Annotated in this window: 14 protein-coding genes; 7 read left to right on the plus strand and 7 right to left on the minus strand. The window is 68.5% G+C overall.

Annotated elements, in window-relative coordinates; all coding sequences use genetic code 11:
* Nucleotides 1–170 precede the first annotated feature (170 nt).
* Complete coding sequence (locus GA0070607_RS07370; RefSeq protein WP_089017514.1) at nt 171–719, minus strand: DUF1062 domain-containing protein; 549 nt, start codon at nt 717–719, stop codon at nt 171–173.
* A gap of 426 nt (nt 720–1,145) precedes the next feature.
* On the opposite strand from GA0070607_RS07370, the gene GA0070607_RS33760 reads away from it, so the two are divergent.
* On the plus strand, nt 1,146–1,268 hold the full coding sequence (locus tag GA0070607_RS33760) for a hypothetical protein (protein ID WP_269458419.1): 123 nt from the start codon (nt 1,146–1,148) through the stop codon (nt 1,266–1,268).
* A 63-nt stretch (nt 1,269–1,331) separates the two neighbouring features.
* Here the strand turns inward: GA0070607_RS33760 and GA0070607_RS07375 are convergent, their stop codons facing one another.
* Complete coding sequence (locus tag GA0070607_RS07375) at nt 1,332–2,237, minus strand: hypothetical protein (protein ID WP_157743099.1); 906 nt, start codon at nt 2,235–2,237, stop codon at nt 1,332–1,334.
* A 400-nt stretch (nt 2,238–2,637) separates the two neighbouring features.
* On the minus strand, nt 2,638–3,447 hold the full coding sequence (locus tag GA0070607_RS07380; RefSeq protein ID WP_089017516.1) for a ComEA family DNA-binding protein: 810 nt from the start codon (nt 3,445–3,447) through the stop codon (nt 2,638–2,640).
* Between the two features lie 627 nt (nt 3,448–4,074).
* Between GA0070607_RS07380 and GA0070607_RS07385 the strand changes: the two genes are divergently transcribed.
* The 4 genes from GA0070607_RS07385 to GA0070607_RS07400 all read left to right on the plus strand — a co-directional run bounded on the left by GA0070607_RS07385 (nt 4,075) and on the right by GA0070607_RS07400 (nt 10,245).
* A complete protein-coding gene (locus GA0070607_RS07385; protein WP_089017517.1) occupies nt 4,075–6,426 on the plus strand; it encodes a HelD family protein in 2,352 nt (783 codons plus the stop codon).
* A 124-nt stretch (nt 6,427–6,550) separates the two neighbouring features.
* Nucleotides 6,551–7,519, plus strand: a complete 969-nt coding sequence (locus GA0070607_RS07390) for a DUF4268 domain-containing protein (protein WP_089017518.1) — start codon at nt 6,551–6,553, stop codon at nt 7,517–7,519.
* An 18-nt stretch (nt 7,520–7,537) separates the two neighbouring features.
* Nucleotides 7,538–8,587: a PDDEXK family nuclease gene (locus GA0070607_RS07395; protein WP_089017519.1), complete on the plus strand. Its 1,050-nt coding sequence runs from the start codon at nt 7,538–7,540 to the stop codon at nt 8,585–8,587.
* A gap of 272 nt (nt 8,588–8,859) precedes the next feature.
* Nucleotides 8,860–10,245, plus strand: a complete 1,386-nt coding sequence (locus GA0070607_RS07400; protein ID WP_089017520.1) for an MGMT family protein — start codon at nt 8,860–8,862, stop codon at nt 10,243–10,245.
* A 138-nt stretch (nt 10,246–10,383) separates the two neighbouring features.
* Here the strand turns inward: GA0070607_RS07400 and GA0070607_RS07405 are convergent, their stop codons facing one another.
* Genes GA0070607_RS07405 through GA0070607_RS07420 form a run of 4 tightly spaced genes read right to left on the minus strand, consistent with a single transcriptional unit; the run spans nt 10,384 to nt 15,141 of the window.
* A complete protein-coding gene (locus GA0070607_RS07405) occupies nt 10,384–11,706 on the minus strand; it encodes an AAA domain-containing protein (protein WP_089017521.1) in 1,323 nt (440 codons plus the stop codon).
* A complete protein-coding gene (locus GA0070607_RS07410) occupies nt 11,703–13,217 on the minus strand; it encodes a hypothetical protein (RefSeq protein ID WP_089017522.1) in 1,515 nt (504 codons plus the stop codon). The genes GA0070607_RS07405 and GA0070607_RS07410 overlap by 4 nt, the downstream gene beginning before the upstream one ends.
* Nucleotides 13,214–14,344, minus strand: a complete 1,131-nt coding sequence (locus GA0070607_RS07415; protein WP_089017523.1) for a hypothetical protein — start codon at nt 14,342–14,344, stop codon at nt 13,214–13,216. Before GA0070607_RS07415 ends, GA0070607_RS07410 begins: the two co-directional genes overlap by 4 nt.
* Nucleotides 14,341–15,141, minus strand: a complete 801-nt coding sequence (locus GA0070607_RS07420; protein WP_089021708.1) for a hypothetical protein — start codon at nt 15,139–15,141, stop codon at nt 14,341–14,343. Before GA0070607_RS07420 ends, GA0070607_RS07415 begins: the two co-directional genes overlap by 4 nt.
* 103 nt (nt 15,142–15,244) lie before the next feature.
* On the opposite strand from GA0070607_RS07420, the gene GA0070607_RS07425 reads away from it, so the two are divergent.
* Complete coding sequence (locus GA0070607_RS07425; protein ID WP_089017524.1) at nt 15,245–17,707, plus strand: AAA family ATPase; 2,463 nt, start codon at nt 15,245–15,247, stop codon at nt 17,705–17,707.
* Nucleotides 17,704–18,117, plus strand: coding sequence for a hypothetical protein (locus GA0070607_RS07430; RefSeq protein ID WP_089017525.1), 414 nt, complete (start codon nt 17,704–17,706; stop codon nt 18,115–18,117). Before GA0070607_RS07425 ends, GA0070607_RS07430 begins: the two co-directional genes overlap by 4 nt.
* The last annotated feature ends 26 nt before the right edge of the window (nt 18,118–18,143 follow it).

Below are 18,143 nucleotides of genomic sequence, written 5' to 3' on the forward strand. Positions count from 1 at the left end.
GCCGGGCACTCCCGCACGCTGACCGCTGACGCCATATCGGGGTATCGAGGGGCATGAACCACCCGGTCTGGTGTCGAGCTGCCCTGCGCGTCACCATGGCTCGGACCGGGCTCAGGACCAGGGCCTGTCCGGCGGATCATGCCGAACAGGCCCGTGGTCCCGAGGAGGGATCAGGGTTTGAGCGTGAAGGTGAAGTCGCCGGAGAGCTTGCCGCTCAGCCGGACTGCCGAAACGAGTTTCTCCTCCGTGATCAGTCTCTCGACCTCTGCCCTCGAAAGACCGCAACCTTCAGCGATCAGTCGCACCGGCCGGACAGGGATCCGCGCCGCAAATCGGACCGAGACGTCGATCGCCTCGCGGTGCAGGTGATCCGATCCGCCAGTGTCGAGACGCCAGGCGTTGTCCCAGTCGAGGGCGATGCGACCACGGCGCTGCACGACCGGATCCTGGAGCAGCTCAGCTGTCAGGCCAGGGTCGTTGTCATGCAGCCGGTCCAGCAGCTCAGGTCGTATGGAACGCACAGTCTTCCGTTCCAGGACCGGGAGCTTTGCCGTGTCCCCGCAAACGACACAGAGCGCGAGGAGCCAGGCGTCGATGAGCTTGTGGTTTGCGTTGACGCGAAAGTTGCCGCTTGCCTGGAAGCGGTCGGACGCGCACACGTGGCAACGGCGACGAACGAGAGGCAGGCAGGTGGGTACAACAATCCAGTTGTAGAGCACAGAAGTACACCGGTTTCAGTGAGAAGTCCGCAGCAAAAAGGAGCGCGGCGCACATGCGCGACGCGCGACAAATCAGCGCTTGGGAGGTCTCACAGGGTGTACAACGGCACGTCCTCGACTAGACGACCTGGTTCGGCAGCACGGTAACGACGCACGGCGGCGCTGCGCCACTGGGTTTCGAGCGCCTCACCACCAGCCTTCGTCCGGAGGATCCTGGACGAAGCCAGAGCCTGTTGGTCGTCCGCTCGAGGCAACGACCCCGGCCCGAACCAGTCACACGTCCGCCGGACCAGGCCTAGCCGCCGAGCGACCGGGTACGCGCGATGCATGGGTAGCCACAAGCAGAACAAACACGACAGCGGCGGCGAGTCGGCGCGAGGCCGGCGGCATCCGGGCAGCGGCGCTCCGGGCCGGCAAGGTTCGCCCATGGAGCACTCGCCCGACCAACGGCACCGCCGTACCGCGACCGGCCCGGCCGGCACCGAGGGCGACCTGGGCCGGGCCAAGGTCTCGGGCGACGAGCGGATCCAGCGCCAGGGCGGCTCCTGAGCTGGCCAGGTAACGGTGCAGCCGCCCCGCGTGTTCGCGGGGCGGCCACACCGGTGAGTGTTGTTACGCCGTCGCGCAGATGGCGTACGCCGTGTCTGACCAGTTGCCGGCGAACGCGTCCTCCTCGTACGCACCCGAGGCGGCCGACGTCGGGGCGGTCGCGGGACCACCGTTGGGACGGAAGTCGTCCACGATGCCCTCACCGGTGACGCCGTTCAGCTCGTAGCCAGCGCCGGTCAGCACCTTCCCGACCGGGCAGGTCGCGACGACACTGCGGAAGTCCAGGGAGTTGCTGGCACCCACCGAGGACGCCCGCACCAGGCCGGGCAGCGGGTTGGCGCAGATGGCGTACGCGGTCGCAGACCAGTTCAGGGCGGTGGCGTCCGACTCGTAGGCGCCAACGTTCACCGAGGTGGGTGCCGCCGCGACCCCACCGTTGGGGCGGAAGTCGTCGATGACACCCTCACCGGTCACACCGTTCAGCTCATAACCCGTACCTGTCAGCACCTTGCCGACCGGGCAGGTCGCCGTGGCGCTGTGGAAGTCGGCGGAGTTGCTGACGCTGGTCGCGGAGACCCGCACCAGGCCGGGCAGCGGGTTGGCGCAGATCGCGTACGCCGTCACCGACCAGTTGCCGGCGAACGCCTCCGTCTCGTAGGCGCCCACGGTGACCGCCGTCGGCGCGGTGGCCGGGCCGCCGTTGGGTCGCAGGTCGTCCACGATGCCCTCGCCGGTGACGCCGTTCAGCTCGTAGCCCGTGCCGGTCAGGACCTTTCCGACCGGGCAGGTCGCCGTGGCGCTGTGGAAGTCGGTCGAGTTGCTGACGCTGGTCGCGGAAATCCGGACGAGGCCGGGGACCGCGGCGGAAGCCGGGCTCGCCGGGGCGACCACCGCACCAGCCACGACAAGACCGAGCACGAGTACGGAGGCTCGGGCACCGAACCGCCGGGATTCATTCTGAGCACGCATGTGTTTCTCCCGTCTGAGGCCCCGGTGGCGGCTGCTCGGTTCAGGGGAACCGGCGCCGACACCAGGGCCGATCGTGATGACGGGTTCACGGTAGGTAGCGGCCTGACCAGGCAATATCTCCAAACCGACTACGTCGTGTAACGGACGGCGTAGATCCCACCAAGGAAATTCGCTACAGGTTGCAGCAACGTGTATCGAGCTTCCTTGTGAGGTCGGAGGAAAGATCAGAAACCGGGGACACCCCCCTTAGCGCCCTCCCTGGCACCTTCAGTTACTCCGAGGCCCTCGACGCCGGCTTTGAGTGGCAGCTGTACCGGTCGAGGGATCAAGGGCTCATCGCATCCTGACGACCTTCGAGATCGGGCGTACGGAGCTGCCGCTTGCGGCTCGGTGACGGCGGCTAGATTGCGGGCAGCCCTTGCTGCGGTACGCAGGTCACCAGGCTTCTGAGATGAGCGAACTCGTGCGGCGCGAGGTTCGCGACGGCCGCGAACTCCTCCACGCTGCCGAACCCGCGGCGCACCTGCCGTTCAGCCACCACCCGCTGCGCACGCTCCGGGTCAAAGTGGGCAAGAGCGGCAAGCTGTTCGAACGTTGCAGCGTTGACATCCACGGCCCCCGGGGGCGCGGCCATTGGCGCCGACGGCGGTTGCGGCGCTGGTAGCGGCGACGGTTGAGAGGGTACGGGCGCCGCCGTGATCCCGTTACCCGAGTAGGCGCCGGGCTGCGGCATCATCTCGGCGATGGCCGGCGGTACGGATGTGGGCAGGGACGGTGATCCTGCCTGCACTGGTGGGTGCTGGCTGCCAGGCCAGGTGGGCGGCGCCGCCTGGGGCCGGGCGTACCAGGGAACATGGCCGGCCCGCCAGCGCAGCCAGGACGGGTTGATGACGAAACCGTGCACGATGCTCGCCACCCACAGCGCCATGAGCACGACGACTGCCACAGTGCTCAGGGTGCTTGTCTTGTCCGCCTCACCGACAGTGGCGAAGGACGTCCACCCGATCACCAGGTAGACGATGCCCGCGATCCACCAGGCCGGACGCCGGGCGCGCAGGCCGACGTAGAGGAATCCGGCACCGGCCAGGAAGCCGCACCCGGCGACGGGCAGCAGCAGCCAGAGGCTGTGCCGGATCCGCCAGCCGAGGCTCGCCGCCGGACTCGGTGGCGCTGGTGGAGGCTGCCAACCCCCGTTAGACACGCTCGACATACCGCTCCTCTTGCAGCCACTGCACGTTCACGTTGGTCCTCGTGTCCTGACGCTCCAAGCGATCCCTGAGCCGCCGTCACGGCGGCTTGGGCCAGCGGCAGGAGGATCAGCAGAACGTTGAACGTGCCCTCTCGATCATGCCGCCGTCCCAGGGCTTGATGATCTTCCACCAGTGCAGACGGCGGCGCATCATCGGGGCGGATACGACCAGGTGAACCGAACGGTGGCTCGCGACAGCCAGCCGGCCCGATCTTGACGTTGCCGATGCTCCCATCGAGAGATCGGATCTTGCGGCCGGCCATCCGTCTCTGCAGCCTCGCCCGCCGCGACGTCAACTGAAGGAAACAACCCGAGCACTTCCGGCAGGTTGGGGCGCAGCTAAAGACCCCACGCCAGTGACCGTGCTGATCGCGCTGGTCTATCGGCCCTGCCGGTCGCCTCCGACGCCAAAAGGTTGAGCGGGCAAACATGCACTCGACCGAGCGACAGAACGGTTCACCGACCGTACGGTCAAGGGATCTTGAGCGGACTCGCTGAGCGACCTTAGCCTCCTCAGCTCCGCCCGAGAAGGGCCGATTTGTCGTAGCGAGACGCTACGGTCTGCGCCATGTCAGCGGGAGGTCCAAAATGTATGCGGTCTCGGAAGAGCTGAGTCGCGAGCAGAAGTACTTCGACGCGGCTTGGGACCACCGGGAGCGCATGCGCACGACTCTGGGTCTCGCCGCAGGCGCTGCCGCCAACAGCGGCGCCGCCGCGAGGATCAGGCAGGACACCCAAGCGCGACTGGACCGCATAGGCGGATCAGACGAGCCTGTCGCCTTCGGCCGGATGGATTACGAGGACGGCGAGGTCTTCTACATCGGCCATCACGCGATCTTTGACGACCATGCTGAGCTGCTCGTCATGAACTGGCAGGCACCCGCCGCCGCCCGCTACTACGAGGCAAGTCATGCCGAACCTCTTGGCCTCCGGCTCAGGCGCAATTTCGAGTGCTCGAGCAACACGATCACGTCGTTCAACGACACGGTGTTCGCCCAATTGGCCGCCGACGTCGCGGAGCTGGAGGCGCACGAGGATGTCGTCGACGACGCGCTGCTCGCAGACCTCAACAGCAACCGCACCGGCACGATGCAGGACATCGTCCGGACGATCCAGGCGGCGCAGTTCGATCTCATCCGTGCCCCGATGGACCAGCTGTTGGTCGTTCAGGGCGGGCCGGGCACCGGCAAGACAGCAGTTGCGCTGCACAGGGTCTCGTGGCTGCTGTTCAACAGTCAGGGCCGACTCTCGGCCCAGGATGTCCTCATCATCGGCCCGAACCCCACGTTCACGCGCTACACCCGCACCGTGCTGCCCAGCCTGGGTGACACGAACATCGAACAACGTGACATCAACCAGCTGCATCCACCGGTGAAACGTGGTCGCCAAGAGGATGCCGAAGTCGTGAGGCTGAAGGGCGACGGCAGGATGGCTGGGCTTCTGCAGCGGGCGCTCTATGCTCGGGTCGGCCCGCCCGAGGGACAGCACTGGGTTGAGGCGCAGATCGAGGGCCGCCCCGTGCCGATGGCCGCCGAGGAGCTCAAGCCCCTGATAGCGCGGTGCCGTGCCAGTGCCGGCACATACTCCGAGCGCCGGCACCTGTTCCGGGATCTGCTGACCGATCTCGTCTCCCCCCGGGTCCGCGTGAGTCAGCAACGACTACGGACGGCACTCGACCCCGTGATGGACAGGCTCTGGCCGTCGTTCACCGCCGCGTCGTTCCTGCGTGAGCTCTACGGCTCGCGGGACCGGCTGATGGGAGCGGCGGGCGACGAGTTCACGGCCCGGGAAGTTTCACTGTTGCACCGGCGGCCCGCCGATCGGCTCACCGAGGAGACGTGGAGCGACGCCGACCTTGCGGTGCTCGACGAGGCCGAGCACCTCATCAACAGCGTGGAGACCCGCTTTACGCACGTCGTCGTCGACGAGGCGCAGGACCTCTCCCCCATGCAACTGCGAACCATCGCCCGCCGCTCCGCCAACGGATCCATGACCATCGTCGGGGACATCGCCCAGTCGACCGGCCACTGGGCGCGCGACGACTGGGACGAGGTTCTCGATCACCTGCCTGCCAATCTGCCCCAGGTCCGGGAAGAACTGCGTTACGGCTACCGGGTACCCCGACAGGTCTTCGAGCTTGCCGCCCAACTCCTGCCTCTCGCCGCTCCCACGGTGCAGGCGCCGCAAATCGTCCGGGACGGTCCGGCCGAGCCTCTCGTCCACCGGGTCGACGGGGACGAGCGTGCGGCTGAGTCCGTCCGCGTCGCGATGGGGCACGCGGCCCACGGCCGCTCCGTGGCCATCATCTGCCCCGCTTCCTGCCGCCCGGACACCGAACGAGAGCTGAAGGCCAAAGACGTGGCCTGGCGTGCCGCGTCCGCCGGTGAGCTCGGCCCAGGAATCAACCTGGTCGGTCCTCAGGAAGCCAAAGGCCTCGAGTTCGACGCGGTCGTCGTCATGGAACCGGAAGACATCGTCGCCGAGGACGACCGCGGCCACCGCTTGCTGTACGTCGCACTGACGAGAACCACGCGGTACCTCGACATCGTCTGCGTCGGAGACCCGCTCGCCATGGGCGACGACGACTGCGGGTCGGACGACACCGATGAGCCCTCTGCGGCGACCGGCGACGCCACCCACGCAGAGGAAGACTCGGATTTCAGACCGGACCCGTGGGGACCAGTCCTCCGTGAGGTGCTCGCTCCGAACCTCGCTGCAGCCAATGGGTCAGATACGGCCGACGGCAAGGACGGCCTGCGTGTCCGTCCTGCCACGGTGGTGGAGCCTTCCGACGCCCCGCCACGACGAGGACACGTCTCCCAGCGGTTCGTCGACCTGGCGGCGGAGGAGGTGGTCGCGCTACTCCGCGGAACTGTCGCGCCGAATCTGTGGGAGTCCGTACTAGCCAGAGCGGGCGAGATCCTCGACGCCGAGGGCTGATCCACGGGCTTGCGAAGACTCGACCGGTGCGGTCGTATCAGGCGATGGTGATCGACCGGCCGATTCAGGATCAGCCTGGGCTGGGGGCAGCGTCCGCTGACCCGGGTCCGATACGGTCTGCCGCATGACGACAGTGGACACGACAAACGGTCTACCCGCGCTGGGCAGGCTCGACAGCGTCGAGGTCCGTGACGTCTGGAAGCACGAGGCGCACACCTTCACGCCGTGGCTGCTCGCCAACGCCGAGGTTCTCGGTGATGTGCTGGGGATGGAGCTGGCACTTTCGGCCGCCGAGCACCCGGTGGGCGGCTTTTCGCTGGACCTCATCGGCATCGACGAGGCGACCAACGAGACGGTGATCATCGAGAACCAGCTGGAGAGAACGGACCACAACCATCTGGGCCAACTGCTCACCTACGCGGGCGGGACCGACCCCGTGAACGTGGTGTGGATCGCGACCAGCTTCCGGGAGGAGCATCGCGCGGCCCTGGACTGGTTGAACACCAGGACCGACGAGAACACCCGGTTTTTCGGCATCGAGATCAGTGCCGTACGGATCGGCCAGTCTGTTCCCGCACCGCTCATGCGCCTGGTCGTGCAGCCGAACGACTGGGGCAAGAGGGTAAGGGCGAGCACCCACGACGCCGCGACGAGCGGCCGCAACCAGGCCTACCAGTCGTTCTGGACGATGTTTCTGGCGGCTATCCAGCAGCGTCAGCTCCAGTGGACGACCTCTAGCAAGGGGTACCCGCAGAATTGGTACTCGTTGCCGAGCGGTATGAGCGGGGTGTCCTACGCCTGCACGTTCGGTCGCGCCGGGTTGTCGAGCGAGATCTTCTTCCAGCACCCCGATCCGGCAGTCAATGACGCTCGCTTCGCGGCGGCACAGTCGAAGCTCGAACCGGTCTACCCGGCGACCCTGTCCTTCGAGCCACTGACCGGCAGGAAGGGGTGCCGCATCGCCGAATACCGAGAAGGCGACATCGGGAACACCGACGGGTGGGGTGACTACGTCGAGTGGTTCATCGCTGCTCAGCTCCGTCTCCGCCAGGCGGTGGCCGCCGCTGGCGGCCTGCCCTCCCTCATCTCCTAGCTACATCAAGGAGGACGCATGCCGTTGTACGAGATCCATGGGGACCGGCTACGCCGGCATGACGTCGCGCGGTTCGCGGCTCTCGGCATCTACGAGCGCAACGATCTGCAGCGGCTTCTCCGTGACGACATCGCTGTGCTAAGTCCGGATCTGCTCGTCATCGCCGAGGAGTTCGGGAACTGGGAGGACTCCCGGCGTCGCATCGACCTGCTCGCTGTGGACAAAGCCGGGCACCTGGTGGTCATCGAGCTGAAGCGCACCGATGATGGCGGCCACATGGAGCTGCAAGCTCTGCGGTACGCCGCGATGGTGTCCGCGATGAGCTTCGACGAGGTTGTCGCCGCCTTTGAGGTGCACCTGTCGAAGGTGCGACCGGATCCGGATGTCGACGCGCGGACCGCGCTCATCAGCTGGCTGGACCTGAGCGACAGCGACGACGCGCCGATCATCTCCTCCGACGTGCGGATCCTGCTCGTCTCGGCGGACTTCGGCCGGGAACTCACTACCGCGGTGCTGTGGCTGAATCGCTTCGAGGGCATGGACGTGCGTTGTGTCCGGCTGATTCCGTACGAGATCGACGGGCGGGTCCTGCTGGACATCCAGCAGGTCATCCCGCTCCCCGAGGCTGCCGACTATCAGATCCGGGTGGGCCGGAAGGTCACAGAACAGGAACGGCGCAGCACCGACGGCCGGGACTGGACGCGGTACCACATCATTGTCGACGGTCAGGTACTGCCGGACGAGAACAAGCGCCGTACGGTGCGGCTGATGATCGAGAAGCTGGTAGATCGCGGAGTGACTGCCGCGGCCATCGGGAAGGTCCTCACTCCAGGGCGCTTCCGGCCCCTCGAGGGAGAGCACCACAGTGACGAGGAGGTCCAGGCCGCGCTAGCTGAGCAGTACCCTGGGGTGGAGGTCAGCCGCTGGTTCACCGGTCAGGCGATGGTCGAGGACGGCGTTACCTGGGTGGTGCGCAAGATGTGGGGCCGCAACACCGAGCCAACCCTCTCTGTCCTGCGGGACGCATTCCCCGCGGCCGGAGTCAGATTCCAGCGAGCGAGCCCTTGATCCGGCTCCGGACAAGGGTGCGGGTATGAGCAACGGACCCGCGCACCAGAGCTGAGGTACGTATCAAGATCGCCACACTGATCACCGAGTTCTACAACTGGCGCCTACGCCACTCGGTCTGCCACGGACTCTCACCGGAACAACGCCGAACTAGTTGCGGCGCGGGTGCCACCGGCGTAAGCACAAAGAGCATTGCATGAAGGTGCTCATGGAACACTCCCTGACCGTCCTGATAGTCGCGGCACGCCAACTGAGCGACTAGGCTACCCGTCATGGCCAGCCTGCCCAAGATCAGCCCGTTGAAGTGGACGAGCATCCGGGACGTGCTACCGCACGAGGCGCTCGACTTCACGCCGTGGCTCGCCTCTAATCTGGATCTTTTAGCCAACGTGCTGGGTCTTGAAGAGCTTGAACTGGTCGGGACCGAGTCCTCGGTTGACGCGTTTCGCTTAGACATCAGGGCTACGGGGACGGACGGCTCGGGGGAAGCCATCGGCGTCGTGATTGAGAACCAGTACGACAAAACTGACCACGATCATCTCGGCAAGCTCGTGACCTATGCCGCCCGAGCGGACACGGAGGCCGAACGTGTGCTCGCTGTCTGGATCGTCGAGCATCCGGTGCCGGCGCACCTCGCAGCAATTGAATTCCTAAACCGGATCAGCGCCGCCCACGTCGGCTGGGTACTAATCTCGCCCCGATTCGTTCCGTCTCCAGACGGATATTTCGTCCACTTCGAGAAGCACGCTGAGCCCAACGCGTTCCTCCAGTCGGCGAAGGAGAGCGCAGCGCTGGCTTCCCCGGAGCGGGCGGCCTTCATGGCCGAACTCTTCGCCCTCGTTGACCAACCCCTTCGCAAGCAAGGGTTCCACCACGTCTGGTCGCACCCCGCCGGCCACATGATTAGGGCGTACCTGCCCAAGACATGGCCGGCAGCCAGTTGGGCGGAGATTCGAGTGCTGGCGGCACGTAACCGACTCCGGGTGGTGTTGTTCATTCGGGCGGGCCAGCTGCCGGTCGACTACAACATTAAGGTATTGGAGGGCATCCGCCAGCGACACGCTGCCGCGATTCAACAAGCAGTCGGTTCGAACCCACCGATCGAGTGGCATGCCCGCAGCGACAGTGATCGCTGCGACTACAGCCGGATAACTTCAGAGGGTCACGGCTATTTGAGTGGCAAGCCGGAGGAAGCCGCGGAGCTCGTGACGCGCTTTGCGATGGCGGTGCTTGATGCACTCGGACAGGACGACGAGACGGACTTCCCCGACCCCGACCAGATCGAAAGCGCCACCGGCCGAGCGGACACCGCGACCATCAGCGCCATCGCCGCATGCATCAAGCCGGGTGAGTGGGCGACTTACGGGGACCTGTCCAAAGTTGCCACAGGAACGAGCAGCGCCGCGATCGCAGTAGGCACGATCGCGGCTAGGACGCCGGCATTCCCCAATCCCCACCGAATCCTCGCAGGCAAGGGCAAGATACCCAATAGCTGGGCCTCTTCGGACGGTGGTGGCCCAGATGCGTGTCGAGAGCGGCTAGGTGCGGAAGGGATTTCATTTCTCCCAGATGGCCGGGCCGCTCCTCAGCAGCGAGCGAGCGTTGATGCGCTGCGGACCCGATGGCGCGAACAGGCCACAGCCAGCGATCTAGGTTGATGCCCAGCTCAGCGCTCCGCGTGCAGGTCACCCTGTGATCGGCATCCTCGTGACCTATGCTCGATGACCCCCCGCACCGACGTCCCCCGCCAGCAGCCTCGTTCTACGCCCATAATCTATTGCAACGGCTCGCCACCATCAGATCTTTGCTCCGTGGGCCAACAAATGAGCCAGGACGGACTGGTTGGCCTCCCAGCCGTCGGGGAACTTGACAGGGGCGTTGAGGTGCACCGGCTCTGTCGAGGGATGGGCGTCGAGCAGCTCAGCGATCCCCGCCCGCGCCACCACGATGCATGCCTGCCGGTGCCGGGAAGTCAGAACGCAGAGCCGCCCCGACTCCAGGTGGAACGCGGTCGCGTCCCGCCGCCCCGACAGCGGGTGCAGCACGATCGTTACGTCGTACTCGCGGCCCTGGAGCCGGTTGGCCGTGTCGACGGTGATGCCCGCTCCCGCCTCACCGAGTTGCGCGCGGATGGCCGCGACCTGGTCGCGGTGCGCGGCACCGACGGCGATCCGGTCTGCGGTGACCGGCGCGCCGCCCGGCGCGCGTTCCGAGACGGCGACTGCTCCCCGCTCCAACACCCGCCGCGCCAACGCAGCACAGGCAGTTGCCGCCTCCGGGTCCGTCCGGAGGGTGTGCCGTGCCGGCAGCTCATACAGCGCCCACCCGGTCGACGCGGCCATCTCCACGGCCGCGTCGACCGGACCGTGACCGAACCCCGAGGTAGCGAACGACAGCGACCGCTCGCCGGCGGTAGTGCCAGCTTGGAAACCGGTGAACGGGTAGAACGCCTCGGCCACCACCGGCGCCGCCGAGGGCGGCAGTCGCCAGGACACCGGCAGCCGGTGCACCGGCAGCTCCGGGTTGTGCCGTAGCAGCGCCGCCACCGCCGACTGCATCGGATCCCAGGTCAGGCCAGTCCACCGCTCGGTCTCGACGGTGGAGAACGGATCCAGTTGGCCGGGGTCGCCGACGAACAGGGCCCGCTCGAACCTGGCGGCAACGCGCAGCAGGGCGTCGGACCGCATCTGGTACGCCTCGTCAACGATCGCCCAGGGCCAGCAACCTTCCGACACCATCGACCACTTCGCGGCCGTACCGATGATGACGGAGGGGCCGCCCAGGTCGGCGACCTTGGCGGCGACCCGGACCGTCCCGTACTGCTTGATCCGCTCGCTGGCCGTGTAGTCGTTCGCCGAGAGCCGGCCGATGTGCAGGTCCGGCGCCTTCTGGGCGAGCCGGTCGACCAGGTCGTCGACCTGCTCGTTGGTCTGCGCGATGACGATCAGCGGCTGGCCGGCCCGGGCCAGCTCGATGGCGGCGCGTACCACGAGGGTCGACTTGCCGGCCCCGGGCGGCGAGTCAACCACCACGCCGAGATGCTTGCCGGAGCGCAGATCGGCCAGGACGTCGGTGATCACCTGCTCCGCCTGCTCCGCAGGGGTACTGAAGCCGGTCATGACCACTCCTCGCGTGCGTCCTCGGCGGACGGAGCACCGTCGTCGAAGGGTGCGGGCGGTCCGCCGTGTGTCCACGGCGTCTCCTCCCGCGTCGGGAAGGCGCCGGCCGGGAAGAACGTGTCGGTGAGCGTGGTGTAGCAGAGCCGCTCCCCCACCCCAGGCACGCTGCCCGGCGGCGGGGTCAGCGACGACCCCATTCCGCCGGCAAGCTCCAGCACCACCTCGGCGCTGCCGTCGTCGTTGCGGGCCATCGAGACGACCGTCGCCTTCTGGTTGCCGGGCCGGTCCGGCGAGAACAGCTTCGTACCGGGGGTGACCAGCACGGGGTCGGCCGTGGTGACCGTGATCCAGGGGCGCAGGACCCGCTTCTTGCCGCTGCTGTCCACCCGGGTCGGGTCGGCCGCGGTCACCTCGCCGACGAACGCCTCGCCGGTGAGCCGGTAGTCGGCCATCACCATCGGATCGTCGTAGGCGCGCTGCACGTCGTACGACGCCTGGGCCCGCTCCAGCCGGTGCAGCCGCTTGGCCGCCGCCACCGCTCCGTCCCGGCGGGCCTGCGGAAAACCGCCCCCGTCGACGTACTCAGTGAAGTTGGTGAAGGCATCGCGGTCCTCAGCCCAGCGCCCGGCGACCCGGGACCCGACGGGCAACTCGCGGAGCAGCGACACTCCCTGCCACATCAGCCGCCAGGTCGGCTCGAGCTGCGACCGCAGGAGGTCTTCCAGCTCGGCGCGTCTCCGGTCGACCAGCGAGTCGGTGCTGACCGCCCGCTGGTACGCGGTCATCGCCGGCGCCAGGACCTCGTTGTCGAAGCTGGGGTCGGTGATCGGGCCAGCCGGCGGCCAGGTCACAGGGTCCTCGGCGGCCGCCGCCGCCTGTGCGCCGGTCAGGCCGTCCGGCGGTGCGATCCATGCCAGGAGCGCGGCGAGCTGAGCGTCCTCGAGCGGGCTCTGACCGGTCGCCCAGTGCAGGGTCAGCGCCTGCGTCATCGCGACGAGCGAGCAGGAGCCGGGATGTTCGGCCCGCTCGGCGAAGTAGGTCAGCCAGCGGCCGAGCAGCGGCACGGACGGGTGCACCGGGTAGTCGCCGTCGGTGCGCCGGAACCGGGTGGAGCGGCCGAAGAGGCGGGTGAAGCCGGCGCCGCCCGGGTTGGGGACGAGCAGTTGGGGCGCGTCGGCGTACCGGATCCGGATGTCTTTGCCCCGATTCACCGACACCGCTTCCAGCTCACCGCGGAAGCTGTCGATGTACGGTAGGACGACGGCGGCGAGCTCGGCGGCGAAGGCGAAGCGCTGATCCCGGTTCCGCGGCTGCGGGACGATCAGCAGCGTCGGGGCGTCCGGGTCGTCGCCGACCATCGCGGCGAGCGGCGCGTTCGCCTCACCGGCCATGGTCAGCGGGATGAAGACCAGGGGCCGCTCGGTGACGTGCGTGTGGCGGACCAGGGTGGTTCGCTGTGCGCGGCCTTCGACAACGGCTTCGGCGCGCGCCAGGGTGGTGAGGGTGGTCATCCGGCCACCCCGCTGATCAGCTCGGCCCGGAGTCGGGCGGCGGCCCGCAGCAGTTCCGCGGCCTCGTGCTGGTCCGCGGCGGGCGCCCGCTGGTCACGGGCGATAGCGAGGGCCGTCTCCACCCGGTCGATGCCGCCCATCTCCTCCAGGGCCGCCTTGCCGAGGGCGGCGGTGCACCCGCGGGCCTCGTGCCGGCAGAGGTACGCCAGCTCGCAGCTGGCCAGGCACTCCGGCGAGTACCGGGCCTCGACCTCTTCAAGGGCGGCGATGAGCGAGGCGGGCGAGCGGGTGGGCACGCCCTTGTCGTCGGGCGCCAGGTCGAAGGTCAAGTCGGCGGGCAACTCGGCGAGCAGGGCGTCGACGCGGGTCATCCGGGTCAGCTGCCGGCGTACCACGGCGAGTTGCTTGCGCACGTCGACCCGGACGGCCATCGGCTGGTTGGAGAAGTCCCGGGGGCAGACCAGCACCACGTCGTGGGACACGACCTCCGGGTCGTAGCCGGCCTCACCGAGCATCTCCCGCATGGCGAGCACGTAGACGGCGGCCTGGGTGGCTGCGGCGGCTACCTTGCCGGAGTCGGCCTGCCCGTCGATGACGGCGAACGACTTGATCTCGACGACGTGGAAGAGGCCGTCGTGCTGGAACGCGATCAGGTCGGGTTCCAGGTAGGCCTGCTGACCGGCGACCTCGAGCCGCAGCAGCGGGTGGTCGAAGAGCGTGCCAGCGCCGTCAGCCTGGGCCGCGGCCCGAGTCAGCAGGGCCTTCGCTCGGGAGTAGCGCACGTCCTGGCTCTCCCGGCCCGCCACCGATTCGAGGTCGTCGTAGGACACCTCAGGGACGCTCAGGTCGAGCAGGTCGCGGAGCAGGCTGAGCAGCTCGGCGCAGCCGTTGGCCTTGACCTGCGCCTCGAAGACGTTGCCGCGGGTGATGGCGAACTGCGACTGGCCGAACCGGGCGGGGTAGTCGACGTACGCGGCGAGGCGCTGCTTGTCGACCCCGGCGCAGTCCAGAACGGCGCGGCGGGCGCAGCCCGGGTTGCCGGTGAGGGCAGCGATGGTGCGGGCGTTGTGCCGGGCGGGCTCGACGCCGCCCCGGATCGCGGCCAGCCGCTGGCTGGTGCTGGTCATGCCAACCCCCTGATGACCCTCAGCCGGCTACCGAAGAGTTGTTCGGCCTCGTCGAGCTGGGCTCGCGCGCGGTCCGCCGCCGCGGCGCGCTGCGCCCGGTCGGCGTCGGCGTGCACCTCCAGCTCGGCATGAGCGGCGTTGATGACGATCGCCGGGTCTGCGGCCTCGTGCCCGTCGACCGCGCCGGGGATGCTGGTGGCGAAGCGGCGCAGCAGGCGGGCCACCGTGAGGGTCCGCTCCGGCATGCGCCCGACCTGCTCGGCGACCTTGATGGCGGCCGTCAGGAAGTCCACCCGGGGGCTGAGCGGGCCGATGATGCGCCGCTCCAGCGGCCAGGTTGACACGCCGAGCAGGCCACGGGCCGGCGCGAGGTGTTCGGCGGTCAGCGCCGAACAGAGGTAGTAGGGCCGAGAGTGCCGCGCGGTGCGAAACGAGCGTTCCTCGTCGCGTCGCAGGTGGGTCAGCTTGGCTGCGGCGAGGCCAGGACCGGCGGCGCCGAAGAAGGCGTTGTGCACCTCGGTGATGAGCTTCGGCGCGGTGGGAGCGGACAGGAGCGTGAGAGCGTGGTGGACCTGGTCGCGCACCGACACCAGGGGTGCCTCATCCGCCGCCGGCTGACCGGCGTCCGGCGTGTCGTCAGCCAGGTCGGTGAGGGCCCGCTCCCAATCGCGCTCGGCGGACCGTAGCTCGGCGCGCAGGGCCCGGGCTCGGGCCTGGTCGCGTGCCACGACTGCCCGTCGGACCGCCGCCCGCAGGTCGTCGATCCGACGTTCGAGGTTCTCTATGGACTCAGCCACATCGAGCATGCTACAAGTTCCAGTGTTTCCCAGCAATCCCCCGTAACCAGGATTGTTGATACGGGGAACACTACTTACGGTTACGCCTGGAAGGGAGACCCGCATGGCCTGGGACCAATCCCTACTTGACCAGGTTTTTGACCGGTTGGCTGAGAGCAACGTGGCCGACGACGTAATCGACCTCGTCCTTGCGGCCTACGTCGGCGACGTCGCCCTCGACGGAGTCCTCGCCGGCGAGGCCGTCGACCTTCCGGAGCGGGACCCCGCCCTCCGCTCACGGCCGCGACCGCTCTACCTGGAGTCCATCACCGTCGCGGGCTTCCGGGGCGTCGGTCCACAACAGGCTCTTCGGCTCCAGCCGCACGCCGGGCTCACCCTCGTTGTCGGCCGTAACGGCTCCGGCAAGTCCAGCTATGCGGAGGCCGTCGAGCTCGCCCTCACCGGCGACAGCGCCCGCTGGGCCGACCGCAACAGCGTCTTCAAGGACGGCTGGCGCAACCTGCACTGCGGGTCGCCCTGCGAGGTCGAGGTGCAGCTCCGCGCCGAGGGAGCCAGCAAGCCCATTCGCGTACGGCGAAACTGGCACGACGAACACACCCAGGCCCACCAGGGCATCGGCAGCGTCTTGACGGACGACGGGGAGCGCTACACGGAGACGGCGGAGCTGGGCTGGCGCGAGCCACTCGACACGTACCGCCCGTTCCTCACCGCGAGCGATCTCGGCCGCCTCGTCACCTCCACCCCCAGTGGCCTCTTCGACGCCCTCGCACCGATCCTCGGCATGGATCCGGTCGTCGAGGCGGACAAGCGGCTGATGCGGGTCCGCCGTGAGTTCAACGAGCAGATCACGTCGGTCAAGACGGCCCGCGATGCGCTGCGTACGGCGCTTGTGGGGGTCGACGACCATCGGGCGCAGGCCATCGCCGCGCTCCTGGCGAAGCGGACCGTCGATCTCAACGCTCTCGACCAGCTACTCGCCGACGCCGGAAGCGACACCAACGACCCGCTCGCCGTGGCGGCCCGCCGCGTGGTCGCCGTCGCTCTCCCCGACCACGGATACGCCCTCGAGGTTGCGAACGAGCTCGCCGCCGCGGCGGCGCAGATCGCGGAGCTCTCCACCACCCGCGCCGGCACCGCGGACCAGGCGGCCCAAGTGCTACGGATGGCCGTCGCCTTTCATGACGAGCACGGCGAGAGCCCCTGTCCGGTCTGCGGCAGCGGAGCACTGGATGCTGCCTGGCGCGCTCGGGCCGGGGACACTCTGGATCAGCTTCAGCGCGACACGGTCGCCGTTGACCAGGCGCACCGCCGGCTGCAGGACGCGCGGTCCCGCGCCGCGCGGCTGCTCGATCTCGACCGGCGGGTCAGCGCCGACGACTTGGAGGCGATGGCCGCCGCCCTCGACCAGCCCGAGGCGGTGAAGCGGTTCCGCACCAAGGCCGACGAGCTGCGCATCCCCGCTGCCGAACTCACCGCCGAGCAACTCGCGGCGCACCTACGGGCGGCGTATCCGCCGCTGGTCGAGGCGTTCGCGGCGGTGCAGGACGAGGCGAGCGCCTGGCTGCGGCAGCGCCACGACGCCTGGCGTGAGCATGCCGCCTCGTTGCAGGACTGGCTCAACCGGGCCCGCACCGGCGCCGAGAACGACGCGAAGCTGAAGCGGGTCAACGCCGCCCGCGACTGGCTGCGGAGCGCGATCACCGCGCTGCGCGACCAGCGGTTCGAGCCCTTCGCCCAGCGCTCACAGGAGATCTGGGACGAGCTGCGTCAGGAGAGCAACGTCGAGCTGAGTGGGATGCGGCTCGACGGCACCAACACCCGCCGCAAGATTTCCTTCCCGGCCAAGGTCGACGGCACCACGACGTCCGCGATGGCGGTCATGAGCCAGGGCGAGCTCCAGGCGCTCGGCCTGTCCGTGTTCCTGCCCCGCGCCTGCGCCGACGACAGCCCGTTCCGGTTCGTCATCATCGACGACCCGGTGCAGAGCATGGACCCGTCGAAGGTCGACGGCCTGGCGCAGGTGCTGGCCGGCTTGGCGCAGACCCGGCAGGTCGTGGTGTTCACCCACGACAACCGGCTACCGGAAGCGATCCGCCGGCTGCGCATCGAGGCCACCATCTGGGCGGTCACCCGGCGCGACGAGTCGGTAATTGAGATCCGGAAGAACAGCGACCCGACCGAGCGGTACCTCAACGATGCCACCGCGATCCTCAAGGCGGAGGGGCTGGCCGACAACGCCCGCTACCCGCTGGTGTCCGGCTTCTGCCGGTCGGCGTTGGAGGCGGCGTGCCACGAGCGGATCCGACGGGAGCGCATCAGCCGCGGCGAACGGCACGGCGACGTCGAGGAGCTCATCGAGAAGGCGCTGACGCTCAACCAGGTGGCCGCCCTGGCGCTCTTCGGTGACATGCACCAGGGCGGCAAGGTTCTCAGTCGGCTCAACAAGTTCGGCGGGTGGGCCGGTGACGCGTTCCAGGCCTGCAAGCAGGGCGTACACAAGCCCGGAACGTTCGATCTTGAGGTGCTCGTCCGTGACTGCCGCCGCCTCGTCGAGGAGTTGCGATGACCACTCCGACCGCCGCCTCGGCGCAGAGTTGCCTGGACACCGCCGACCAGCTGCTGACCAGCGTCATGCGCGGTACTCGTGGCGCCTGGCCGCGCGCCTGCGCCTGGCTGCTCCGGCTGGCGTTGGAGACCGCGATGGACGACTACTGGCTGCGGTCGCGCCCGGAGATCGTTTCGATGCGCGCCCGGTCGCCCCAATTTCTCGTCCTTGACCGCTACGCCGGCCGGCACATCGCCGCCCGGGCCGGTTACGCCTGGTCGGCGCTGTCCAGGGCGGGCCATCACCACAGCTACGAGCTCGGCCTCACCGCAGGCGAGCTCCGCCGGCTGCGGGAGATGGTGGCAGCAGTGGTGCACGACTTGGCGCGCGCGCAGGTCGAGCAGGCGCGGGGAGCCGATGACGGTGCTTGACGTGGAACGCCTCCGGCGCGTCGCAG

The organism is Micromonospora coriariae (assembly GCF_900091455.1).
GTDB lineage: Bacteria > Actinomycetota > Actinomycetes > Mycobacteriales > Micromonosporaceae > Micromonospora > Micromonospora coriariae.